Below are 22786 nucleotides of genomic sequence, written 5' to 3'. Positions count from 1 at the left end.
CGTGGAGGGCATCCAGGACCCCGCAGGCCTCACGACGACTCCCGATGTCGGGGACGCCGAGGCGATCCTCGTTCGCCTCGAAGCACCCTTCGAAGTCGGCCGCGGATCCGTTGTCGCCGAGTACTTCCACGGCGGCACGCTCGCCTTCCCTCAAAGCACGCTCGACAGGCTGCGCGATTATGCGGCTCAAGCCCCTCTCTACGTGTCCGTGTTTCTTGAGCGGCCAGCAGTCCGCGGCCCTCTCCTCGATCTCGGCGCCACCCTACTCGGCGAATTCGGAGCGAGCGACCAAGGTCATAATCAACGCGTTCACAGGGCGCACGTCACTCACCGGAACCCTGCCCTTCGACATCCCCTCATCCATGGAGGCAGTGGAGAACTCCCGCGAAGACGTCCCGTTCGACACCAAGGACCCCCTCTTCCACGCGGGCTTCGGAATTACTCAAGAGGCCGGCGCACCCCACGTTGCAGCACATATCGCACCCATCACCTTACTGATTGACCGACCACCGGGAGCCGCGAAGAGCATGCCGGGCCAAAAGTCCTAAGCACAAGCCCTATGCGTAGGCACAGCCCACCATGCACCCTTGTCGCCCCTCGCTACGATGGACACTTGAGGAGAGCGACGCCAAGTCTGTCCTGTCCAAGGGCCCTCAAATCCGGACACGCAGTAACTCAGTAGGCCTGGAATTCTGCCCTAGCCAGGCTTGAAGGGTTTGCCTGGCGTGTACCGTCCCCCTTTTACATTCACTGAGGGTTCCTGCAGGCAGATGCGTGAAGATTCCCCGCACTGAGTCGCGACTGGCCGCGCAGCATATTGCAACACTTACTAACGTGGGTGCGATCTTCCGCTCCGCCGCCGCCCTGGACATCGACGCCGTGCTCGTCTCGCCGCGGTGCGGCGACCCGCTCTACCGCCGAAGCGTCCGGGTCAGCATGGGCACCGTCTTCCGGGTGCCCTGGGCACGCCTGCAGGACTGGCCCGGGGATCTGCAGGTGCTCAAGGACCACGGATTCACCGTTGCGGCACTGGAGCTGACGCCGGACGCGGAGGATGTTGACGCCGTGGCTGCCCGCAATCCGGACAAGCCCGCCCTGGTGCTCGGCACAGAAGGCGCCGGCATGAGCGCCGGCACCCTGGCCGCCGTCGACCTCGCCGTCAAAATACCGATGCGCAATGGCGTGGATTCCCTCAACGTGGCCGCGGCGTCGGCCGTGGCATTCTGGGAGTTGCGCGCCCGCGGGTGACCTGCGTCTTCGCGGGGGCACGGTTCGTCAGGCCCTTCCCCTTGGGCTATGATTGATAGCTGGTTGTCCTGCTTTTTCAGCTTCGGCTGATCCGACAGATCCCAGCCATCCCATTCATACCTGGCAACTGGCAAAATCCAGTTGCGCGAACAAAGGTCCAATTATGAAGTCTGATACCCACCCGAAGTACGAAGCTGTTGTCTTCAACGACCTGGCCTCCGGCACCAAGTTCCTGACCCGCTCCACCGTGTCTTCCTCGAAGACCATCGAGTGGGAAGACGGCAACACCTACCCGGTCATCGACGTCGAAATCTCTTCCGAGTCCCACCCGTTCTACACGGGCAAGCAGCGCATCATGGACTCTGCAGGCCGCGTCGAGCGCTTCAACGCTCGCTTCAAGGGCTTCGGCGGCAAGAAGTAATTCCTTCGCCCAAGCTTTTCCCACGACGCCCGCACCGGAAACGGTGCGGGCGTCCTGCGTTAACCGCGCACCCGGTTTCTGGGGCAGGATGGGAAGCATGAGCCAGCCCTTTCCAGCCACTGATCCTGACGGCGCCCGGCGACTGCACGGTGAATACAAGGTCCCCGGCGGCAAGCTCGTTGTGGTTGACCTGAAGGTCGAGGACGGCGCCCTGGCGGACGTCTCCGTCAGCGGCGATTTCTTCCTGGAACCCGACGAGGCCCTGGAGGACATCAACCGGGCACTGACCGGACTGCCTGAGACGACGACGGCGGCAGACCTCGCTGCGGCCGTCACCGCTGCGCTTCCAGCCGGGGCCGTCCTGTTCGGCTTTTCCGCGGACGCCGTGGCCGTAACCGTCCGCCGCGCACTTGCCAAGGCAACCTCCTGGACGGACCACCAATGGAACGTCATTGCGCCCACAGTGCTCCCGACGGAAATCAACGTTGCGCTGGACGAGGTGCTCACCGAGGCTGTCGGCGCCGGGGAGCGGACTCCCACCCTGCGGTTCTGGGACTGGCAGGAGCCCTCCGTGGTGATCGGCAGTTTCCAGTCCGTCCAGAACGAGGTGGATCCGGACGGCGTGGCCAAGCACGGCATCAACGTGGTCCGGCGGATCAGCGGCGGCGGGGCCATGTTCATGGAGGCCGGCAACTGCATCACCTACTCGCTCTACCTGCCCCAGACCCTGGTGGACGGGCTGAGCTTCGCCGATTCCTACCCCTTCCTGGACGCCTGGGTCATGGCGGCGCTGGAGAAGCTCGGCATCAACGCCTTCTACGTCCCGCTCAATGACATCGCCACGGACCAGGGGAAGATCGGTGGCGCCGCGCAGAAGCGCCTGGCCAACGGCGGCATGCTGCACCACGTGACCATGAGCTACGACATCGACGCCGACAAAATGGTTGAGGTCCTCCGGATCGGCAAGGAGAAGCTCTCGGACAAGGGCACCCGCAGCGCCAAGAAGCGCGTTGACCCGCTGCGCCGGCAGACCGGCCTTGCCCGGATGGCGATTATCGAGGCAATGATCGAGGTGTTCAGTGAGCGCTACGGCGCCGCCCCGTCACAGCTTGCCGGACACGAGCTCGCCGCAGCCGAGGACCGGGTGGCAGCGAAGTTCGGCACCGAGGAATGGCTCTACCGGGTCCCGTAACCCGAGCCTTACCAGGTTCACCAGACCCGTCCATTGCTCCGTACGTGTCGTTTTGGGCGGGGAAAACGACAGTTACGTGGGCCCACGCCCTTAGGGTTCCCTGGCCGAGCTTGCGAGGCGAGGGCGGGGGCGGGGAGCAATCGATGATGGTACGCCCACAGCCTGCGCCGTGAGCGCCCGCAGCAGGTGGCTTCGCTGTTCGATGATGATCCGGCGCAGGGCGCGCGGTGCATCCGGGTTGGCCGCCAGCCAGTCATCGGTCCGCCGGAGAACTGCATGCTCTTCCGGGGCCGCGCCCTCCGCCAGGTCCTGGGATGACGGGTAGAGGCCCCGTACGATCCGGCTGGCGATTTCGATGCTCCGCTCATCCCAGACGGTCCGCAGGCAATCAAAGTACGGGCCAATGAACGGCTCCAACAGCGTGGCCGGTGCCGTGGTGAAACCGTTGATGGTGGCTGTCAGCAGCTGGTTGGAAAGCTCGTTTCCGTGCACGGCGGCGTCCCATGCCGCGGACTTCACGGCACGGTCCGGCCGGGATGCCATGGCCGTGGCGTGCCCGGCCCGTCCGGAGGCTGTGGTGTCGCGGGCAAGTTCGGCATCGAGCTCGGCAGCGGTGGCCTGTCCGTTGGCGGCCAGCGCATGCCACAGCTGCCACCGCAGCTCAGCGTCCACCGCCAGGCCCGCCACGGGAGCCGAGCCGTCCAGCAGGCCGCGGAGGCGGGGGAGCATGGCGGGATCGTTCCTGCTGAGGCCCGCCAGGGTCCGGGCCCACGCCAACTGTTGGTCCGAGCCCGGCGTGGCCCGGTCCAGTTCGGCTGCCGCAGTGGCCAGGAAGGACGTGCGTACCGAGTCCCGGCCGTCCGCCGGGGTGTAGTGCTCGACGGCGGTGGCCACGTTGTCGAGGATGTTCAGCAGGACGCCGATGCCGGTCTCGGCGGGCGCGAAGGCGGCCACTGCGTCAACGTAGAGGGTGGCGGGGCTTTGGGCGTCGCGGGCTGAGTTCCACAGTGCCGTCCAGCACAGTGCGCGGGCCATGGGATCGGCGATCCGGTCCAGGGATGCGCGTACCGTCGCCAGGGAAGCCGGGTCAAGCCGTATCTTGGCGTATGCCAGATCGTCATCGTTGACCAGCAGGAGGGCCGGCCGCGGCTGCCCGGCCAGCCGGGGGAGTTCCGTCCTGGCGCCGGCCGCGTCGGTTTCGATGCTGCCGGTGCGGACCAGGGCGCCGTCGTCGTCGAAATCGTAGGAACCGATGCGAAGGCGGTGCGGCCGCAGCTCCTCGCGTCCGGTGACCGGGTCTACCGCTTCCTGGACGATGGCGACGCCGGCCAGGCGGCCGTCGTCGGAACCCCCGGCAGCCAGCTGCAGGGAGAGTGTGGAGATCCCGGACGTCTGCAGCCACTGTTGGGCCCAGCCGGACAGATCACGGCCGGAGGCGGACCGCAGGGCCTCAAGAAGATCCGCCAGCGTGGTATTTCCGTATGCGTGGTTGCGGAAGTACTCCCGCGATCCGGCGATGAAGGCGTCAAAGCCCACGTAGGCCACCAGCTGCTTCAGGACCGAGGCACCCTTGGCGTAGGTGATGCCGTCGAAGTTCTGCTTGGCTGCCTCAAGGTCGGGAATGTCCGCCACGATCGGGTGGGTGGTGGGGAGCTGGTCCTGGACATAAGCCCATGCCTTGCGCTTGTTGGCGAAGTTGACCCAGGCTGTGTCCCAGTCCGTGGCCCGGTCAACGGCAAGCGTTCCCATGTAGTCGGCGAATGATTCCTTCAGCCACAGGTCATCCCACCACTGCATGGTCACTAGGTCGCCGAACCACATGTGCGCCATCTCGTGCATCAGGGTGTTGGCCCTGCCCTGGTACTGCGCATCGGTGGCGCGCGACGTGAAAACGTAGCTTTCCGTAAATGTGACCAGTCCGGGATTTTCCATGGCGCCAAGGTTGTACTCGGGCACGAATGCCTGGTCGTACTTGCCCCACGGGTACGGGAAGTCGAAGAGTAGGTTGAAGAAGTCCAGGCCTGCCTTGGTGAGCCCGAAGAGCGCCTCCGGGTCGAAGGACTCCGCCATGGATGCCCGGCAATAGAGGGCGAGCGGGACGTCCAGCTGGGTTCCGTCGTCGAGCGTTGCCTCCCAGCGGTCCTCTGCCTTGAAGTAGGGACCGGCCAGGACCGCCGTGATGTACGTGGACATGGGCAGCGTGGTGGCAAAGTCCCACCTGGCGGTGGCCGGATCGCTGGTCAGCAGGGTGCGGTTTACCTCGGCGCCGTTGGACGCCACCTGCCAGTGGGCAGGCGCCATCACGTGGAACGTGTACATGGCTTTGAGGTCGGGCTGTTCGAAGTTGGCGAAGACCCTGCGTGCGTCGGCCGGCTCGTACTGGGTGTACAGGTAGCACTGGCCGTCGGCCGGGTCCACGAACCGGTGCATGCCTTCGCCCGAGCGGCTGTACAACGCCGTGCCGGTAACGGTCACCTGGTTCTCGGCCTGCAGGTTGTCCAGCCGGATCCGGGCGCCATCCACCACGTCCGCCACCGGCAGGCCCTTGCCGTTGAGGAACACGCTGTGCACGTCGCTGCCAATGAAATCCAGGAACGTGCCGGCGCCCGGTTCGGAGGCCGTGAAGTTGATGACGCTGCGGCTCGTGTACCCGGCGACAGCCGGATCCGCCGCTTGCCGCACGTCCAGCGAGATGTCGTAGCTGGTGGTGCTGATCAGGACTGAACGTTCAGCGGCTTCGCGGCGCTGCAGATTCTCATGTGACACCCGGCTATCTAATCACGGTGCCGTTTGATTGGCTCAGCCCGCGATCGCGAAGGCGGCAGCGAGGCCCAGCACCGCAATAAGGAGCCAGGAGGCGAGGGCCGCCAGGAGCGCCTGCCCACCTGTGTGCAGCAGGGTGCGGATCCGCACTGCCGAGCCCAGCCCGAACAAAGCCGCGCCCAGGAGAATGTCCTGCACGGTGGCTCCGGCCTCGAGCCAGCCGGGGGCCAGCCAGCCCGTGGAACGCAGCGCCACCATGGCAACGAACCCCAAAACAAACAACGGCACCAGCGGCGGCCTTTTCGACGTCGAACCGTCCGCGGCCGCCTGGGTCCGGGTGCCGCGGCGGTGGTGCGCGCCCGCCAGCGCGGCAACGGGGGCCAGCAGCAGGACCCGGGTGAGCTTGACGACGACGGCGATCGCCAGTGCCGCGCTTCCGGCGGTTTGCGCCGTGGCCACCACCTGGCCGACATCGTGCACCGAGGCACCCGTCCAGGCGCCGAAGACCGCCGCCGAAAGCCCCAGCGGATGGGAAAGCAGGGGGAGGACCCCGATGGCCAGGGTTCCGCAGAGTGTCACCAGGGCAACCGGCAGGACGGTGTCAGCGTGCCGGATGCGGCGGACGGCGGCCATGGCGCCGATCGCCGAGGCGCCGCAGATGGAGAACCCGGTGGCCACCAGGAGTGATGTCACCGGCGGCAACCGGAAGAGTCGAGAGATGGCGTAGGTCCCGCCGAAACCGGCGGCCACGACGGCCACGATCAGGACCAGTGCCGCCCACCCCAGGTGAAGGACGTCCATGATGCTGACCTTCAGGCCCAGGACCACGATCCCGGCACGCATCAAATGCTTGCCGGCGAAGTCCAGCCCCGGCCGGGCGCGGCCGGCAGTCCAGGCACCCGTTCCGGGCAGGTTGGCGGCGAGGACGCCCAGGACCACAGCCATGGTCATGGCAGGCAGCGCGGGTACCAGTCCGTGCACAAGGAACGCGGCAGCAACGGCGGCGGCCGCGGTCAGGAAGCCTGCGATGAATCGCACCAGCGGGTGCCGGGAACCGCCGTGGCCGGGCGCTGGGAGGCTTCTGCTGTCTGGCACTCACCTACTGTGCCCGAAGAGGCCCGTAAAGTACGAACCGGGCCATCGGTGCCAACACGCCAGAATGGATGGCAGTAATGAATTCGAAACAAAAAGATGGTTGGCTATTGGACATGTCAGACCTATTCCAGGATTACTCCGAGGCCGCGGGCCGCACCGGAGCCTACGACGAGATGTTCGCCCCCGGCCAGCAGGCCAGGGACTCGTACGGGCAGGTCGCGGACGCCCTCCGGAAGCTCTCGCTGGCGGACGTGAGTGCGCGCGCGGACTCGATGGCCCGCACCTTCCTGGACCGCGGCGTCACGTTCGACTACGCCGGCGAGGAACGGCCGTTCCCGCTGGACATCGTGCCGCGCGTCATCCCGGCCGCGGAGTGGAACGTCCTGGAACGGGGCGTCGCCCAGCGCGTGCGCGCCCTTGAGGCATTCCTGAACGACGTTTACGACAAAATGACCGTCGTGTCCGACGGCGTCATCCCGCGCCAACTGGTGACCACCAGTGCGCACTTCCACCGCCAGGTCCACGGCTTTGAACCGGCCGGCGGGGTCCGGGTCCACATTTCCGGCATCGACGTCGTCCGTGACGCCGCCGGGACCTTCCGCGTCCTGGAAGACAACGTCCGTGTCCCTTCCGGCGTGAGCTATGTGCTGGAGAACCGACGCGCGATGGCCAAGGGCCTGCCCGAAGCCTTCGGCCAGCAGCTCATCAGGCCCGTCGAGGAGTATCCCCGCCGCTTGCTGTCTGCACTGCGCAAAACCGCACCGGCCGGCGTCGACGATCCCACCGTCGTCGTCCTCACCCCCGGCGTATTCAACAGCGCCTACTTCGAACACACGCTCCTGGCCGGGCTCATGGGTGTGGAACTGGTGGAGGGCCGCGACCTCATCTGCCGCGGCAACCGCGTCTACATGCGCACCACCGCGGGTGAACAGCGCGTGGATGTCATCTACAAGCGGATCGATGACGACTTCCTGGACCCGCTGCAGTTCCGCTCCGATTCCATGCTCGGCTGCCCGGGCCTGGTCAATGCCGCCCGTGCCGGCGGCGTCACCATCGCCAACGCCGTGGGCAATGGCGTGGCTGACGACAAACTGGTTTACAGTTACGTCCCTGACCTGATCCGCTACTACCTCAGCGAGGAACCCATCATCGCGAACGTGGACACCTTCCGCCTCGAGGAGAAGGAGGCCAGGGAGTACACCTTGGACAACCTTGCCGATCTGGTGGTCAAACCGGTGGACGGGTCCGGCGGCAAGGGCTTGGTCATCGGCCCCGACGCCTCCAAGGATGAACTGGACGCCCTCCGCCAGCGGGTCATCGCAGACCCCCGCGGCTGGATCGCCCAGCCGGTGCTGCAGCTTTCCACCGTTCCCACCCTCGGCGGGGACAAGTTTGGTCCGCGGCACGTGGACCTGAGGCCCTTTGCCGTGAACGACGGCGAAAATGTCTGGGTGCTTCCCGGCGGCCTCACCCGCGTGGCGCTGAAGGAAGGTTCCCTGATCGTCAATTCAAGCCAGGGCGGCGGGTCAAAGGACACCTGGGTCCTGGCAGACTCACCCCAGATGCCGGTGGAAACTGTTCCCCGCCAGTCGGTCACCGTCCGTGAACGGGTCTCCGTGTGGCCGGTGGAAAGCAACTGGCGGGACCGCCAGTCGGAGCAGCAGCAGTGAGCCGCGCCACCGTCGGGCATTTTTCTTTCAACGTTCCGGACGCGCAGGAGGTAGCCGCGAATGCTTAGCCGTATTGCCGAGTCCTTGTTTTGGATTGGCCGCTATGTGGAGCGGGCCGACGGTACCGCCCGCATCCTTGACGTGCACCTGGAGCGCCTGAACCACCTCCCCATGGAGGAACGCCGGAGCGTAGCCCAGGAACTCCTGGCAGTCATGGGCGCCAGGCCGCAGAGTGAAGACTTTGGACTGCCCGAGCTGCTGCACGCCCTCGCCTATGACAAGACGAGTGCCACGTCCATCGCCGGGTCCCTCGGTGCCGCCCGGGAGAATGCCCGCCGCGCGCGGGAAACTGTCTCGTCCGGTTTGTGGGAGAGCCTGAACACCACCTACTACGGGCTGAGCCAGCACCGCAAGGACGTGGTGGGCACCTACCGCTTCTGCAACTGGACCCTGGAACGCACGGCCATGGTCAGCGGCCTGGCCGACACCACGGTCAGCCACGACGAAAGCTGGCTCTTCCTGGTCCTGGGCCGGTCCCTGGAACGCGCAGACATGACGGCCCGGATGCTGTCCACCCGCGACGTGCTCTCTGCGGGCATGTCCTGGGTCAACATGCTCCGCTGCGCGGGAGCCTACGAATCCTTCCTGCGTACCCGGCGCGCGGCGTTCGGTGACCAGCACGCGGCCGAATTCCTCCTTCTGGACCGGCTGTTCCCGCGATCCATCGTCTACGCGTTGCGCGATGCCGACGAGTGCCTGGCCAAGCTTGATCCGTCAGCGCAGCGCGTGGGCTTCATCAATGACGCCCGCCGCATCGTCGGCCAGGCCCGGACCTTCCTTGAGTTCCACCGGACCGATGACCTCATGTCCGAGCTGCCCGAGCATATGGAGCGGGTGCAGAAGGCCGTGTCGCAGGCCTCGGACGCCATTTCCCGTAAGTACTTCAATCAGGCGGACGAACTTGCCTGGGTGGGAGAAGTGTCATGACACGGTTGAGCATCGTCCACAGGACGGCCTACAAGTACAACAAGCGGGTGACGCTGTCCTACAACGAGGCCCGGATGACGCCGCTGACTGACTCCCAGCAGGTAGTGCTGGAATCCGTGGTCAAGGTGTCCCCGTCGCAAGCAGCCGTCAGCACCTACCGTGACTACTGGGGGACCCGGGTCACGGCCTTTGACATGCAGATGCCGCACGAGCACCTTGAGGTGGTTTCCAATATCACTGTCGAAGTGCACCGGGCGGAAAAGATCCCCACCGAGGCGGACATCGTGGGGTGGGACGTTCTGGCGTCGCCGGACACCCTGAACACCTTCAGCGACTGGCTGCCGCAGTCCCGGCTGAGCGGCCCCGGGGAGGAAGTGCTGGGCATTGTTCCCGACGTCGTGGCCGGCAAGAACCCGCACGAGGCCGCCATGGCGGTCTTTGCCTGGATGCGCGGCGAGATGACGTACATGTCCGGCTCCACCGCCGTCACCACGAACGCGGAAGAGGCTTGGGGCCAACGCCAGGGTGTCTGCCAGGACCTGGCCCACCTTGCCATCGGTGCACTGCGGAGCTGCGGGATTCCTGCCCGTTACGTCTCCGGATACCTGCACCCGCGGTCCAGTGCCGGGATCGGCGAGACTGTCGCCGGGCAGTCGCACGCCTGGCTGGAATGGTGGGACGGGGACTGGCGCAGCTGGGACCCCACCAACCACAAGCCTGCCGGGGACTTCCACGTCACGGTGGCGCGGGGCCGGGACTACCGCGACGTGCCTCCGCTGAAGGGAATCCTGTCCGGCGGTGGCGGGTCCGCCCTCAACGTAAGCGTCGAGATCACCCAGCTCGCCTGACCACGGCGCCCCCGGCCATCACGGCCGGGGGTGCGCCGCCGTCGTCCTATTCCGGTGCCGTCCTAGCGGAACTGCTGATCTGTGTCCACCAGGTCATCGGATCGGTGACCTTGAAACGACGGCCGGTCATGGAGTCCGGAGTGATGCGCACGAAGGCATCCTTGCGTCCCGCCTGCCAGGGGAACAGGTAAAGGCGGGAGGTGTCGAGTAGTTCTTCGGTGCTCTTGACCAGTGCGGCGGTCCCCTTGATCACGACGCTCCACGCCAGGCCCGTGTCCTGGTCCACGCCGTCCGCCTCCACGGCCACTGCTGCGTCCTCACCGGTTGCTGCGGAGAGTTTGGTGCCCTGGCCCGTGCGGAACACCAGCGTGCCGCCGTCCACTGTGTAGTTGACCGGAAAAATGTCCGGCCGCCCGTCCGCAAGCACGGCGAGCCTGCCCACGGAGACTGTCCGCAGCAAGGCCCAGCAATCGTGGTGTTCCAGGTTCTCCACCTGGCTGGATGACTCGTTGCTCATGCCGTGAGCATACGCCCATCACCAGGGGCTGGGCTTGTAATCCTTGAGGAAGACACCGTACTGGTCCTCACCGTTTTCGCCCATGACGATGGGATCGTAGACGCGCGCGGCGCCGTCCACCAGATCCAGGGGAGCGTGGAAGCCTTCCTCCATGAGGCGGACCTTGGTGAAGTGGGGACGTTCGTCGGTAATCCAGCCGGTGTCCACGGCGGTCATCAGGATGCCGTCGGTGTCCAGCATTTCCTGTGCGCTGGTGCGGGTCATCATGTTCAGCGCGGCCTTGGCCATGTTGGTGTGGGGGTGGCCGGGGCCCTTGTAGGCGCGGGAGAACTGCCCCTCCATGGCGCTGACGTTCACGATGTACTTCCGCCGTGCGGTGGAGCGCTTCATCGCCCCCCGCAGGCGGCTGACCAGCAGGAACGGGGCCGTCACGTTGCAGAGCTGGACTTCGAGCATCTCCAGCGGATCCACCTCGTCCACCACTTGGGTCCAGCTGTTGATGGTGGCCAGGTCCGGGACCAGGCCGCCGGCGTCGATGGCCGTTCCGGACGCAATCCGTTCCAACGACGCCGAACCCGTGGACAGGGCAAGCGACGTGATGGCATCGCCGGCCAGGACCGGGTGTTCGGTGACGCTGCCGGCCAGGGCCAGCGGGTGCTTGTCGTGGGCGTGGCCGAAGGTCAGCAGTTCCGGCCCGCCGTTGGCGTATTCCAGTGCCAGGGGCAGCGGCTCATCTTCGGCATCCACCAGCGGCTTGTAGGCATTCCCGGAACGCCGGACCGTTTGCGCCGCGTTGTTGATGATGATGTCCAGCGGACCGGCCTCGTCAAGCGAGTCGGTCAGCGCCATCACCTGGGCCGGATCACGGAGGTCGATGCCCACGATCCGCAGCCGGTGCAGCCAGTCGGCGCTGTCTTCCATGGCGGCGAAGCGGCGCGCGGCGTCCTTGGGGAACCGGGTGGTGATGGTGGTGTGGGCACCGTCGCGGAGCAGCCGGAGGGCGATGTACATCCCGATCTTGGCGCGGCCGCCGGTGAGCAGTGCGCGCCGTCCGGTGAGGTCGGTGCGTGCGTCGCGCTTGCTGTGGCTGAAGGCCGCGCATTCGGGGCAGAGCTGGTGGTAGAAGGCGTCCACCTGGGTGTAGTGCTGCTTGCAGATATAGCACGGGCGTGAGCGGATGAGGTGGCCCGCGATGTTTCCGGTAGCGGATGGAGCCAGTTTGTTGCCACGGGTTTCGTCGTCGATCCGGTCCGGGGCAGCGGTAGCGGTCTGGGCGATGACTGCCCTGTCAGCTTCGGCAATGGAGTCGCGCTTGGTGACCCGGCGGTGGCGCTTGACGGCTTTGAACATCTTCCCGGTGGCGCGGCGCACCGAAACATAGTCGGGGTGCTCCTCGTCGTACGCGTGTATCGTATTCAGGACCTTGAGGCAGGCCTGGATTTCCTCAGGGGTCAGATCGGGGGAGCTCATTAGCCAAATTTTACAGCGTACGACGCGGGCCGGAGCACCGTCCTGGTGCTCCGGCCCGCGGAATACGTTCTTGCCTTCAGGTTCCGGTCAGGAAACCCGGGCGTCGTCCGGTGCCGCCTTCGCGACAGCAGCCGCGTGCGTCTCCGCCACCCTGCCTACGGTCTCGCGAACCTCGGGGTACTGGTCCGCTGCAGCTTTGACGGCGTTCGGCAGGAGCCCCAGGTGTTGGGCGGCCAGCTGCCTTTCGGCCTCGCCCGGTTCCGGCACTTCCTGGCCTTTGGCCAACACGGTGATGCCGGATTCGGTGACCTTGAATCCGCGCGCCCGGTCCAGGTCCGGGTCCAGGCCGATCGCTGACCCCGCCGGTACCTTGACGTTCTTGTCGAGAATGGCGCGGTTGATCACAGCACCCGCCCCAACCTGCACCTTGTCCATCAGGACCGAGTCCGTGACCCTGGCGCTGGTGGCTACATAGACGTCGTTGGACAGGACCGAGCCTTCCACAATGCCACCGGAGATGACCACGCCGCTGGCCACGATGGAGTCAAGGGCCGTTCCGACGGTGTTGTTGTCGCCCCGGACGAACTTTGCGGGCGGCGAGATGCTCTGGCGCGTGTAGATGGGCCACTCGGAGTTGTAGAGGTTGAACACCGGCATCGGGGAGATGAGGTCCATGTGGGCGTCATAGAACGAGTCGATGGTGCCCACGTCTCGCCAGTAGGTGCGGTCGCGTTCGGTGGAGCCGGGAATATCGTTGAGCGTGAAGTCGTAGACCCCGGCTTCGCCCTGGTTGACGAAGTAGGGGATGATGTCGCCGCCCATGTCGTGCTTGGTGTCCAGCCGCTCGGCGTCCACATGCAGGGCTGCCACCAGGGCGTCGGCGTCGAACACGTAGTTGCCCATGGAGGCGAGGAACTGGGAGGGGTCCGCGGCAAGCCCCGGAGTGCTGGCCGGCTTCTCGACGAACGCGGCGATCTTCTGGGAGTCGTTCTGGTCCACTTCGATGACGCCGAACTGATCCGCCATGTGCAGCGGCTGCCGGACTGCCGCGACCGTGGCCTTGGCACCGCTGTGCACGTGCTGGGCGACCATTTGGGCGAAGTCCATGCGGTATACGTGGTCCGCGCCGACCACGACGACGATGTCGGGGTTGGCGTCCTGGATGAGGTTCAGGGACTGGTAGATGGCGTTGGCGCTGCCAAGGAACCAGCTTTTGCCCACGCGCTGCTGGGCAGGCACGGAAGCGATGTAGTTGCCCAACTGGGTGGACATGCGCCACGTCTCGGAGATGTGGCGGTCAAGGCTGTGGGACTTGTACTGGGTCAGGACGACGATCTGCAGGTAGCGGGAATTCACAAGGTTGGATAACGCAAAATCGATGAGGCGGTAGCTGCCGGCAAAAGGCACGGCGGGTTTGGCCCGGTCTGCCGTCAGTGGCATCAGCCTGTTTCCCTCGCCGCCTGCGAGGACAATGGCCAGGACTTTCTTATTCAACGGCATGGTGGTCGCTCCTGTACGCCTTCGTAACTCCCAAGACAGTCCGGTCCACCCGGACTCCTTCACACTAGAACAGTTATGCGTGAAGGACTACCTTGGGTCTTGTGCGTATAGACATTGTGACTAAAGAGTTTCCGCCGGAGATCTACGGTGGCGCCGGGGTGCACGTCGCCGAATTGAGCAGGGTGCTTAGTAAGCACGTTGACCTGCAGGTTCGTGCTTTCGGGGCGCCACGCGACGCTGACTACCACGGGGCGGCGGTGACGTCCTACCAGGTGCCGGAGGACCTCGGCGGGGCCAACGCTGCCGTGCAGACCCTGGGCGTCGACCTCCGCATTGTGCCGGATGTCCAGGGCGCCGACGTGGTCCATTCGCACACCTGGTACGCCAACATGGCGGGGCATCTGGCGTCCCTGCTCCACGGAATTCCGCACGTTCTCAGTGCCCACAGCCTTGAACCGCTGCGACCCTGGAAAGCCGAACAGCTCGGCGGCGGCTACGCCCTCTCATCATGGGTGGAGAAGACGGCGTACGAGGCTGCGGCTGCAATCATCGCCGTTTCGGAGGGCATGCGGCAGGACATCCTGCGCAGCTACCCCAACGTGGACCCGGAGAAGGTCCGGGTGGTCCACAACGGCATTGACGTCGAGCTGTGGCAGCGTGACGAAAACGACGACGCTGTCCGCGCCTTGGGCATCGATCCCGCCAAGCCGAGCGTTGTCTTTGTGGGAAGAAACACGCGGCAAAAGGGCGTCCCCTACCTCCTGCGGGCAGCCGCGAAGCTTCCCGCCGACGTTCAGCTGGTCCTGTGCCTGGGTGCGGCGGACACTCCGGAGCTCGCAGCGGAAACCGCCGCCCTGATCGAAGACCTGCAAAAGCAGCGCACTGGCGTGGTCCTCATCGAGCGGATGCTGCCGCGGCACGAGCTCATCCAGGTGCTCAGCCACGCCACCGCATTCGCGTGCCCCTCCATCTACGAACCCCTCGGGATCGTGAACCTCGAGGCGATGGCCTGCGGAGCAGCGGTGGTGGCCAGCGCCACCGGCGGTATTCCGGAGGTGGTGGAGCACGGCAGGACCGGGCTGCTGGTGGACCTGGAACAGGTCACGGACGGGACCGGAACACCCCTGGATCCGGAGAAGTTCGTCAAGGAGTTCGCGGCAGCCCTCACTGAGGTGGTGTCCGATCCCGAGCGTGCCCGTGTAATGGGGCAGGCCGGCCGGGAACGTGCCGAGAAGCACTTCTCCTGGGAATCCATCACCGAGACCACCCTTGAGGTGTACCGCTCCGTGCTGCCCGCTTCCAGCTGAGTGCCCCACAGCAGAAACAACGACGGCGCCGCTCCCCTTCCACGGGGAGCGGCGCCGTCGTTGTTTCTCCGCAGAGAGGCGCGGTCCGCGGGTCAGCCCTTTCGGCCGGCCGCGGTCTTCGCGATAAGGACCTTCTCGTCCACGGGAGCCTGCCCGCTGGCGCGCTGGTTCCGGAAGTGCGCCCTGGCCTCGTCCTGCCGCACTTTTTCGGCGCCCGTGGCGATGGCTGCGCGGACGTGGTCCTCGCCATAGCCGAAAGCGTCCACCAGGTCCACGGCATGCGGGCGGATCTTTTCCAGGAGCCGGTTGATGTATCCGCCCACGGTCCGCGCCCGCTGCATGGAAAGGCGCCCGTTCATGAGGTACCAGGACAGGTTCTTCTCAATCAGTGACAGGCCGAAGAGGTCGCGCAACCAGGTCAGGACAGTCCGGGTCCCCGGATCCGCCACTTGCTGTAGCGCCTCGGTGAAAGCCTCCCACTGCAGCAACTCGGCGTGTGCCTGGGCGGCGTCGATGAGTTCGTTCTGGTGCCTGTTGAACAGGGCGGCACCCTTGTCCTGCGGGAGCCGCTTGCTGCCCTTGAGCGCGGCGCCGGCCTCCGCCACCATGGTCTGCACCCTGTCGGTGAGGAGCGCGCGCTGGCTTTCCTCGTCGCGGAGGGCGATCGCGGCCTTCTGGACTGACCCGGTGTCCACGACGAACTGCGCTACTTGGCGCAGGCCGGTGCGGTGGACCGCGGCGCCTGCCGCCTGGTTCACCACGTAGCGGGCCAGTACGCCGAAGTCCACGTTCCGGAATTCTTTCGCGTAGTCAGCGAGCAGGCGCTTGGCCACGAGTTGCAGCAGCACGGTGTTGTCGCCCTCGAACGTTGCATAGACGTCAAGGTCGGCCCGGAGCGAGGCGAACCGGTTCTCGATCAGGAACCCGGCACCGCCGCATGCCTCGCGGCATTCCTGCAGGGTGTCCAGGGCGTGCCAGGTGCTCAGCGGCTTCAGCGCCGCCGCCAGGGTTTCGAGGTCCTGGCGGTCCGCGTCTGTATCGTGCGCGCCGGAGAAGACGTCGTCGAACTTCTGCAGCAGCTGCTCGTGGGCAAAGCCGGCAGCATATGTGGTGGCCAGCCGGGTGAACAGCCGCCGCTGGTGCCGCTGGTAGTCGAGCAGGACTTCTTCGTCCGTGTGGGAGGACGCGTTGAACTGGCGGCGTTCGGTGGCGTACTGGATGGCCGCTTTCAAAGCCAGCTTGGAGGCGGCAACGGCGGCGCCGTCCAAGGACACGCGGCCCTGGACCAGCGTTCCCAACATGGTGAAAAAGCGGCGGCCGGGGCTTGCAATTGGGGACGTATAGGTTCCGTCGGAGTCGACGTTGCCGTACCGGTTCAGTAGGTTGGTGCGCGGGACGCGGACGTTGGTGAAGTGCAGGCGGCCGTTGTCGATCCCGTTAAGGCCGCCCTTGATGCCATCATCCTCGCCGCCGATGCCGGGCAGGAACTCCTTGGTGTCCGGGTCCCGCAGGTCGACGTAGAGTGCGTGGACGCCGTGGTTGACCCCGCGGGTCACCAACTGGGCAAACACCACTGCGCCCAGTCCGTCCGTGGCGGCGTTGCCGATGTAGTCCTTCCACGCCGCGCGGAACGGGGTATGGATGACGAATTCCTCGGTATCGGGATCGTAGGTGGCCGTGGTGGCGATGCTGGCCACATCCGAGCCGTGGCCTGTCTCCGTCATGGCGAAGCAGCCGGGGATGTCCAGGTTCATGATGCCCGGCAGCCATTTGGCGTGGTGTTCGCCCGTTCCCAGGTGCATCACGGCGGATCCAAAGAGACCCCACTGGACCCCCGCCTTGATCTGCAGCGACGGGTCTGCCACGACCAGCTCCTCGAACCCGGCGATGTTTCCGCCGTGGTCGTCAGAGCCGCCCAGTTCCGCCGGGAATGCCCGGTGGACGGCTTCGTTGTCCACCAGGTAGTTGAGCTGGCCGAATACCCGCTCGCGGTGGTCCGTGTGTGTCAGGCCTTCGATCTTGTGCAGTTCCGGGCGTGCAGCCAGGTCCCTTGCCTGGAGCCGCACGTCGGCCCACTTTCCCAGGAGTTGCCGGCCCAGGGCCGCGACGTCGATGGCGGGTGCGGGGGCGTAGGCCATGGGTTTGGCTGCCGGGGTTGCCGGGGAGCGGAGCCCTTTGCGGGCGGTGCGGTCCACTACGTCAGTCATGTCACAGTCCTTCTTTGGCGGATAACTTGGTGGTCGGTGGGGCAGACGTGAGTTCCGGGGCTATGCCAACACACAGCCATGCCGTGATGTGGCGGGCCATGGTTTCCTGGCTTGGCTTGGTGGGGGAGTCCGGTGTGCTGAGCCACTGCTCGCCGGCGTTCCGCACCAGGCCGATTGCCGCCCGGGGCCAGAAGTCGATGATGGCTTCCCCGACATCACCCAGGTGGGAGCGCATCGGCGTGGCGATCATGTCCGCAATGGCATCGAAGAAGTGGCCCAGGGCGCCGGCCCCTGTCGCCGCAGGCGCAGGGACTGCGGCCTCGCCGGGGGAGTAGCTGGTGACGAACGCATAAACGCTGGGGCTGGTGTCTGCCATCTGCAGGTAGGCCGAGACCATCGCCAGCAACCCTTCCCGCGGAGTAACGGCACTCTGCGCTGCTTCCTTGATGCGGTTCTGCATTTGGCTCAGGACCACTTCTCCCACCGCCTGCTGCAGGCCGGCTTTGTCCCCGAAATAGCGGTAGAACACGGATTTCGAGGTTCCGGCCGCCGTGGCGATTTCTTCCATGGACGCGTCGCTGCCCAGCGCATGGACTGCCCTGCGGGCCTGCTTGATCAGCTCCCGGCGCCGCTCCTCGCGGTGGCTCTGCCAGCGTGCGGAACGGCCGTCTGGACTGGCGGCAGACGGCAGTCCAACGGTGAGCGGCAGGCGGGCATTACGGAAATTCACGATACCCAGCGTATCAGGTACGCTGGGTATCGGTAACCGCATGTGAGCAGAGGAGCCACCCATGTCCATAGACGGACAGTCCACGCCAGCACCTGATGAATCAGTTCGAGCAGCAGTTTCCGCACCCCGCAGGGCGGTGATAGTCGGCGGCAACAGGATTCCCTTTGCGCGGTCCGGCGGCGCCTACGCGAAGTCTTCCAACCAGGACATGCTGACCGCGGCCCTCGACGGCCTGATCGCACGCTTCGGCCTCCAGGACGAACGCATCGGACAGGTTGCCGCAGGCGCCGTCCTCAAGCACTCCAGGGATTTCAACCTCACCCGGGAAGCCGTCCTTGGATCTGCCCTGTCCGCCGAAACGCCGGTGTACGACCTCCAGCAGGCCTGCGCCACCGGCTTGGAGACAGTGGTGGGCCTGGCCAACAAGATCAAGCTGGGACAGATCGATTCCGCCATAGCCGGCGGCGTGGATTCAGCATCCGATGCTCCCGTGGTGGTCAGCGAGGGGCTCCGCGACATCATCCTTGACCTTAACCGCGCCAAAACGCTTCCCCAGCGCCTCCAGATCCTGAGCCGCCTCCGGCCAAAGGACCTGGCCCCGCTGGCGCCCGGCACGGCGGAACCGCGCACAGGCCTGTCCATGGGAGAGCACCAGGCCCTGACCACTGCGCAGTGGAAGATTTCCCGCGAAGCGCAGGACGAACTGGCGCTGAACAGTCACCGGAACCTCGCGGCCGCCTACGAGTCAGGTTTCTTCGATGACCTGCTGACGCCCTACCGTGGACTGACGCGGGACGGCAACCTGCGCGCTGACACCTCATTGGAAAAACTGGCGTCGTTGAAGCCTGTGTTCGGCAGGAACCTCGGCGCCGGCGCCACCATGACGGCGGGCAACTCCACGCCGTTGACCGATGGCGCCTCCACCGTCCTCCTCGCCTCCGATGACTGGGCCGATGCCCGCGACCTGCCCAAACTGGCGGCCGTGGTGGACGCCGAGGCGGCAGCCGTGGATTTTGTGCACGGCAAGGACGGCCTGCTGATGGCCCCCGCATTCGCAGTGCCCAGGCTCCTGGCCCGGCAGAACCTGACTTTGGCGGACTTCGACTTCTTCGAAATCCATGAAGCCTTCGCGGCCACGGTCCTCAGCACGCTTGCGGCGTGGGAGGACGAGGAATTCTGCCGGACCCGGCTCGGACTGGACGGCGCTTTCGGCAGCATCGACCGTTCACGCCTCAACGTCAACGGATCATCGCTGGCAGCGGGTCACCCCTTCGCCGCCACCGGCGGACGGATCGTGGGTACGCTGGCCAAGATGCTCCACGCGAAGGCAGCCGTGGAGGGGCGGCCCGCCCGGGGCCTGGTGTCTGTGTGTGCGGCCGGCGGCCAGGGCGTCGTCGCGGTTCTGGAATCTGTGTAGGGGGCAGTCATGACGGATACTTACACCCAGCTGGTTAACAGCGGCGTGGGCCGCAAGGTGGCCAGGAAGCTCGGGCTGCCGCAGCCCGCAGTGCTCCGCCGCTACCAGCCCGGACAACCTTTGGTCGTTGGCCCTGTCGTCGTCGTGGGAAACACTCCAGGGGCTGACAGCCTCGCCAACGAATTGTTGTCCTGGGACCTTGACGTCCGGAGGCACGCCGTTCCGGCCGAAAAGCTGGGCGCCATCATCCTGGTCCTCGACGAGCTGGAGCATCCGACGGACCTGGAGCAGCCGGTATTGTCCGCCGCAGGCTCACTGCGGGACCTGCGCGCCGGCGGCCGGATCATTACGGTGTCCCGGCCTGCAGCCGACGCACCTTCCCCTGCGGCCGCGGCTGCCCGCCAAGGCGTCGACGGTTTTCTGCGGTCCCTGGCCAAAGAGCTGCGGGCGGGTGCCACAGCAAACGGTGTCCTCCTCTCGGAGGGCACCACCTCCACGAGCCCCAGCGCACTGGGCGCCATCAGGTTCTTCCTTTCCGGCCGATCGGCGTTCGTTGACGGGCAGTTCCTGAAAGTCTCCTCGCAAGACGGTGAGCTTCCCGTGAACCCCGATAAGCCGCTGTCGGGCAAAATCGCCGTGGTGACCGGCGCCGCCAGGGGAATCGGCGCCGAAATTGCACGGACACTGCACCGCGACGGAGCCACACTGCTCCTTGTCGACATTCCGACGGCGGGGGACCAGCTGGCGGCCGTGGCCAACGAGGTGCGGGCCACGGCCCTGCAGCTGGATATCAGCGGCGCGGACGCTGGCGGGCGGATCCTCGAGCATGCAGCGCAGCGGCATGGCCGCCTGGATATTGTGGTGCACAATGCCGGGATCACCCGGGACAAACTGCTGGCCAACATGGACAAGGCGCGGTGGAACTCGGTCATCAACATCAACATCGCGGCCCAGCTCCGGATCAACGAAGCCCTGCTGGCTTCGGACCACTTCCGCTCATCACCGCGGATCGTGTCCGTTGCCTCCACCAGCGGCATCGCCGGCAACAGGGGACAAACGAACTACGCCGCCTCCAAAGGCGGCGTCATGGGCATGGTACGGGCCACCGCTCCGCTGCTCGCCGCCAACGGCGGCACCATCAACGCCGTCGCGCCCGGGTTCATTGAAACCGAGATGACCGCGCGGATTCCTTTTGCCGTCCGTGAAGTGGCGCGCAGGCTCAACTCACTGCAGCAGGGTGGCCTCCCCACGGACGTGGCGGAAACCATCGCATTCCTGGCCAGCGACGCCGCGGGCGGAATCAACGGAGAGGTGCTGCGGGTGTGCGGGCAAAACCTGGTGGGGGCATGACACTCCAGCAACCAGTGATCCTCGGTGAGATGCCGTCGCTGTCCAAGCTGTACGTCAACGCCGCCGCCCAGGCAGCACGTCAAAGGCTTCTTGGAACGCATGACTCGGCCGATCTTCCTGCCGAGAGCCACGAAGTCAGGGGCGTCACGGTGGACGTTGGAAACCTCACGGCGTACCAGCACCTGATCGGCGAGACCGCCAGCGACGTACTGCCTGCCGGCTTCATCCATGCCTTGGCTTTTCCACTGGCCATGAGCGTCATGAACCGGGACGACTTCCCGCTGCCCCTGTTGGGGATGATCCACCTGCGCAACAGTGTTGAGCAGAGAACGCCGCTGGTTTTCACGGACGTCCTTGACGTAACCGCCAGGGTGGAGGACCTTCGGGGCCACCGGGCGGGGACGCAGGTGGATGTGGTGGCAGAGGTGCGTCGCGCGGGCTCGGCGGACATTTGCTGGCGGGGGGTCTCCACCTACCTTGCCAAGGGGGTGTTCCTTCCCGGCATCGACAAACCCTCCGCCGCCGCGCAGAAACCGGATTTCACGGCTCCCGCCCCAACGGCTCTGTGGCACCTGGGGGTGGACACGGGCCGTGCTTACGCTGCCGTGTCCGGTGACTTCAACCCGATACACCTGAGCGTGTTGTCGGCCAAGGCGCTCGGGATGAGGCGGTCGATAGCCCACGGGATGTACCTCGCCTCGCGTGCCCTCGCGGACGTCGGGCCGTCCCGCGGTGACTCCTTCAGCTGGGACGTGGATTTTGAAGCGCCGGTCTTCCTGCCGTGCAGGGTGGCATTGGAGATCAGTACGGACCAGGCCGCAACGGGGGCGTGGAAGCATTCACGCTTCGTCGCGTGGAATCCACGTTCAGGGCGGCGCCACTTCGGTGGCACAGTTTCAGCGCTGTAGGCGTTGGGGAGCCAGCCGGATCAGTCCTTTGGCCTGACGGCGCGCAGGATGCGGTGCAGGCTCAGGAGGACCGATTCGGAGGCGGGGACGGTCCCCTTCTCCGCCTGCCTGGCGGTGGTGGCGGCCATGCAGGCTTCCACTGCCACCTTGGCGGCGTCGTACCTGCCCTGACGCCCGTTGTCTTCACCCTCTTCGTTGGTGGACAGCATCTCTCCGGTCGCCGTAATGGCTTCGGCCAGCGGTTTGGTGTCCTCCAGGGGGATGTCATACGGCAGGTCGCTGTTCCAAATCACGTCGGAAAGCACATCGGTCATGTCCTGGATATGGAAAGTGACCTGCTCCAGATTCTGCAGGTCGCGGTAGTCCTTGTCGATGTCCCTCGGGTGCAGCTTTCGCCGCGGGTTGGCGCGCCGGCTGGCGTCAGCTTCTTTGACCAGGTGCCGCACCGATCTCGCCGCGTCGGAAAGCTCCTCTGACCTGCGCGACCATTCTTCATGCTCCGGCGGCCACTTCTCCGTGAGGGCTGCTCCCATATCGGTCAGCTGCCTGCCAAGGGCGCGCCTGAGCTCTGCCAGGCTGGTGGCGGCCGCATTCAGGTGCAGTGGTGGAAAGATCAGGAAGTTTACGGCGATGCCCACCGCCACGCCGGCGGCCATTTGCAGGAGGTACCCGTAGGAGAAGTCCTCGGCATTCCTGCCGCCGACCAGCAAAACCAGGAGCGCCGCCGTCGGGATCCAGTCACTGCCGGAACCGATGCCGGGCAGGCCGCCCAAGAGCACCCCGACGCCCATGAAGAGAGCCACCGTCAGGGGGGAGGGATCGGAAATGCTGACCAGGATGAAGGCCAGGCCTATCCCTACCGCCAAACCTGCGATGGCCTGAAGACCGTTCCGCACCGAACCGGCGACGTTGTGGTACATGGCCACAAGGGCGCCCAGTGGCGCATAGTACGTGTAGTGGGACGCCGCGCCCGGCATGAGTGGAGCGATCGTGAAGGCTACACCCGCGGCGAGCGCGGCTTTGGCCGCCAGCTGCAGCCGTTGTGCTGCGAAGGCGGCAGAGATTCCCTCCACCGAGCGTTTGAGAAGTTGGGTCCCCCGAGCCCACCGTGCGTCCGGTCGTGCTTGAGTATTGCCCATCCGGACCACAGTAGGGC

Annotated in this window: 18 protein-coding genes and 1 pseudogene; 11 read left to right on the top strand and 8 right to left on the bottom strand. The window is 65.9% G+C overall.

Annotated elements, in window-relative coordinates; all coding sequences use genetic code 11:
- The first annotated feature begins 215 nt into the window (after positions 1-215).
- The 4 genes and pseudogenes from AB4Y79_RS18530 to AB4Y79_RS18515 all read left to right on the top strand — a co-directional run bounded on the left by AB4Y79_RS18530 (position 216) and on the right by AB4Y79_RS18515 (position 2861).
- Positions 216-548, top strand: a complete 333-nt coding sequence (locus AB4Y79_RS18530) for a hypothetical protein (RefSeq protein ID WP_441864921.1) — start codon at positions 216-218, stop codon at positions 546-548.
- A 259-nt stretch (positions 549-807) separates the two neighbouring features.
- Positions 808-1248: pseudogene (locus AB4Y79_RS18525) on the top strand (TrmH family RNA methyltransferase); the annotation flags it as partial.
- A 163-nt stretch (positions 1249-1411) separates the two neighbouring features.
- A complete protein-coding gene (locus tag AB4Y79_RS18520) occupies positions 1412-1669 on the top strand; it encodes a type B 50S ribosomal protein L31 (protein WP_018761303.1) in 258 nt (85 codons plus the stop codon).
- 97 nt (positions 1670-1766) lie between these two features.
- Positions 1767-2861, top strand: coding sequence for a lipoyl protein ligase domain-containing protein (locus AB4Y79_RS18515; RefSeq protein ID WP_441864916.1), 1095 nt, complete (start codon positions 1767-1769; stop codon positions 2859-2861).
- A gap of 90 nt (positions 2862-2951) precedes the next feature.
- On the opposite strand, the gene pepN is transcribed toward AB4Y79_RS18515, so the two are convergent.
- Together pepN and AB4Y79_RS18505 are read right to left on the bottom strand one after the other, a co-directional pair.
- Positions 2952-5627 (bottom strand): aminopeptidase N, encoded by a 2676-nt coding sequence (gene pepN / locus AB4Y79_RS18510; RefSeq protein WP_441864914.1) that lies wholly within the window; start codon positions 5625-5627, stop codon positions 2952-2954.
- A gap of 33 nt (positions 5628-5660) precedes the next feature.
- Positions 5661-6653: a YeiH family protein gene (locus tag AB4Y79_RS18505; RefSeq protein ID WP_441864953.1), complete on the bottom strand. Its 993-nt coding sequence runs from the start codon at positions 6651-6653 to the stop codon at positions 5661-5663.
- A 179-nt stretch (positions 6654-6832) separates the two neighbouring features.
- Here AB4Y79_RS18505 and AB4Y79_RS18500 point away from each other — a divergent pair, with 179 nt between their 5' ends.
- Genes AB4Y79_RS18500 through AB4Y79_RS18490 form a run of 3 tightly spaced genes read left to right on the top strand, consistent with a single transcriptional unit; the run spans position 6833 to position 10224 of the window.
- A complete protein-coding gene (locus AB4Y79_RS18500; RefSeq protein WP_308930979.1) occupies positions 6833-8389 on the top strand; it encodes a circularly permuted type 2 ATP-grasp protein in 1557 nt (518 codons plus the stop codon).
- 60 nt (positions 8390-8449) lie between these two features.
- A complete protein-coding gene (locus AB4Y79_RS18495; RefSeq protein ID WP_018761308.1) occupies positions 8450-9376 on the top strand; it encodes an alpha-E domain-containing protein in 927 nt (308 codons plus the stop codon).
- On the top strand, positions 9373-10224 hold the full coding sequence (locus AB4Y79_RS18490) for a transglutaminase family protein (RefSeq protein ID WP_308930978.1): 852 nt from the start codon (positions 9373-9375) through the stop codon (positions 10222-10224). Before AB4Y79_RS18495 ends, AB4Y79_RS18490 begins: the two co-directional genes overlap by 4 nt.
- Positions 10225-10270: 46 nt before the next feature.
- On the opposite strand, the gene AB4Y79_RS18485 is transcribed toward AB4Y79_RS18490, so the two are convergent.
- The 3 genes from AB4Y79_RS18485 to glgC all read right to left on the bottom strand — a co-directional run bounded on the left by AB4Y79_RS18485 (position 10271) and on the right by glgC (position 13711).
- Complete coding sequence (locus tag AB4Y79_RS18485) at positions 10271-10741, bottom strand: pyridoxamine 5'-phosphate oxidase family protein (protein ID WP_441864910.1); 471 nt, start codon at positions 10739-10741, stop codon at positions 10271-10273.
- Between the two features lie 18 nt (positions 10742-10759).
- Positions 10760-12211, bottom strand: coding sequence for an SDR family NAD(P)-dependent oxidoreductase (locus AB4Y79_RS18480; protein WP_441864908.1), 1452 nt, complete (start codon positions 12209-12211; stop codon positions 10760-10762).
- Positions 12212-12298: 87 nt separating this feature from the next.
- A complete protein-coding gene (glgC, locus tag AB4Y79_RS18475; RefSeq protein WP_441864906.1) occupies positions 12299-13711 on the bottom strand; it encodes a glucose-1-phosphate adenylyltransferase in 1413 nt (470 codons plus the stop codon).
- A 101-nt stretch (positions 13712-13812) separates the two neighbouring features.
- On the opposite strand from glgC, the gene glgA reads away from it, so the two are divergent.
- A complete protein-coding gene (gene glgA, locus AB4Y79_RS18470) occupies positions 13813-15018 on the top strand; it encodes a glycogen synthase (protein WP_441864904.1) in 1206 nt (401 codons plus the stop codon).
- Positions 15019-15110: 92 nt separating this feature from the next.
- Here glgA and AB4Y79_RS18465 read toward each other — a convergent pair whose 3' ends face one another.
- Both AB4Y79_RS18465 and AB4Y79_RS18460 read right to left on the bottom strand, forming a co-directional pair.
- Positions 15111-17225 carry an acyl-CoA dehydrogenase family protein gene (locus tag AB4Y79_RS18465; protein ID WP_441864902.1) on the bottom strand — a complete coding sequence of 705 codons (2115 nt, stop codon included), beginning with the start codon at positions 17223-17225 and terminating at the stop codon, positions 15111-15113.
- 1 nt (position 17226) lies between these two features.
- Complete coding sequence (locus AB4Y79_RS18460; protein WP_441864900.1) at positions 17227-17997, bottom strand: TetR/AcrR family transcriptional regulator; 771 nt, start codon at positions 17995-17997, stop codon at positions 17227-17229.
- A gap of 19 nt (positions 17998-18016) precedes the next feature.
- Between AB4Y79_RS18460 and AB4Y79_RS18455 the strand changes: the two genes are divergently transcribed.
- The 3 genes from AB4Y79_RS18455 to AB4Y79_RS18445 are packed head-to-tail and all read left to right on the top strand — an operon-like array spanning position 18017 to position 21630.
- On the top strand, positions 18017-19372 hold the full coding sequence (locus tag AB4Y79_RS18455) for an acetyl-CoA C-acetyltransferase (protein ID WP_441864898.1): 1356 nt from the start codon (positions 18017-18019) through the stop codon (positions 19370-19372).
- Positions 19373-19381: 9 nt separating this feature from the next.
- A complete protein-coding gene (locus AB4Y79_RS18450) occupies positions 19382-20722 on the top strand; it encodes a 3-oxoacyl-ACP reductase (protein ID WP_441864895.1) in 1341 nt (446 codons plus the stop codon).
- A complete protein-coding gene (locus AB4Y79_RS18445; protein ID WP_441864893.1) occupies positions 20719-21630 on the top strand; it encodes a MaoC/PaaZ C-terminal domain-containing protein in 912 nt (303 codons plus the stop codon). Before AB4Y79_RS18450 ends, AB4Y79_RS18445 begins: the two co-directional genes overlap by 4 nt.
- Positions 21631-21650: 20 nt before the next feature.
- Here AB4Y79_RS18445 and AB4Y79_RS18440 read toward each other — a convergent pair whose 3' ends face one another.
- The gene (locus AB4Y79_RS18440) at positions 21651-22703 is read right to left on the bottom strand and encodes an FUSC family protein (protein ID WP_441864891.1); all 1053 of its coding nucleotides are present in this window, start codon (positions 22701-22703) and stop codon (positions 21651-21653) included.
- Positions 22704-22786 lie beyond the last annotated feature (83 nt).

This window comes from Pseudarthrobacter sp. YAF2, assembly GCF_052113345.1.
GTDB lineage: Bacteria > Actinomycetota > Actinomycetes > Actinomycetales > Micrococcaceae > Arthrobacter.
The sequence above is the reverse complement of the archived record's forward strand: the minus strand, read 5'-3'. Positions and strand labels throughout refer to the sequence as shown.

Bases quoted from the DNA above. Each gene is read 5' to 3' on its own strand.
- AB4Y79_RS18520 (WP_018761303.1), top strand. From the start codon at position 1,412: ATGAAGTCTGATACCCACCCGAAGTACGAAGCTGTTGTCTTCAACGAC.
- AB4Y79_RS18515 (WP_441864916.1), top strand. From the start codon at position 1,767: ATGAGCCAGCCCTTTCCAGCCACTGATCCTGACGGCGCCCGGCGACTG.
- AB4Y79_RS18500 (WP_308930979.1), top strand. From the start codon at position 6,833: ATGTCAGACCTATTCCAGGATTACTCCGAGGCCGCGGGCCGCACCGGA.
- AB4Y79_RS18495 (WP_018761308.1), top strand. From the start codon at position 8,450: ATGCTTAGCCGTATTGCCGAGTCCTTGTTTTGGATTGGCCGCTATGTG.
- AB4Y79_RS18490 (WP_308930978.1), top strand. From the start codon at position 9,373: ATGACACGGTTGAGCATCGTCCACAGGACGGCCTACAAGTACAACAAG.
- AB4Y79_RS18485 (WP_441864910.1), bottom strand. From the start codon at position 10,741: ATGAGCAACGAGTCATCCAGCCAGGTGGAGAACCTGGAACACCACGAT.
- AB4Y79_RS18480 (WP_441864908.1), bottom strand. From the start codon at position 12,211: ATGAGCTCCCCCGATCTGACCCCTGAGGAAATCCAGGCCTGCCTCAAG.
- glgC (WP_441864906.1), bottom strand. From the start codon at position 13,711: ATGCCGTTGAATAAGAAAGTCCTGGCCATTGTCCTCGCAGGCGGCGAG.
- AB4Y79_RS18465 (WP_441864902.1), bottom strand. From the start codon at position 17,225: ATGACTGACGTAGTGGACCGCACCGCCCGCAAAGGGCTCCGCTCCCCG.
- AB4Y79_RS18460 (WP_441864900.1), bottom strand. From the start codon at position 17,997: ATGCGGTTACCGATACCCAGCGTACCTGATACGCTGGGTATCGTGAAT.
- AB4Y79_RS18455 (WP_441864898.1), top strand. From the start codon at position 18,017: ATGTCCATAGACGGACAGTCCACGCCAGCACCTGATGAATCAGTTCGA.
- AB4Y79_RS18450 (WP_441864895.1), top strand. From the start codon at position 19,382: ATGACGGATACTTACACCCAGCTGGTTAACAGCGGCGTGGGCCGCAAG.
- AB4Y79_RS18445 (WP_441864893.1), top strand. From the start codon at position 20,719: ATGACACTCCAGCAACCAGTGATCCTCGGTGAGATGCCGTCGCTGTCC.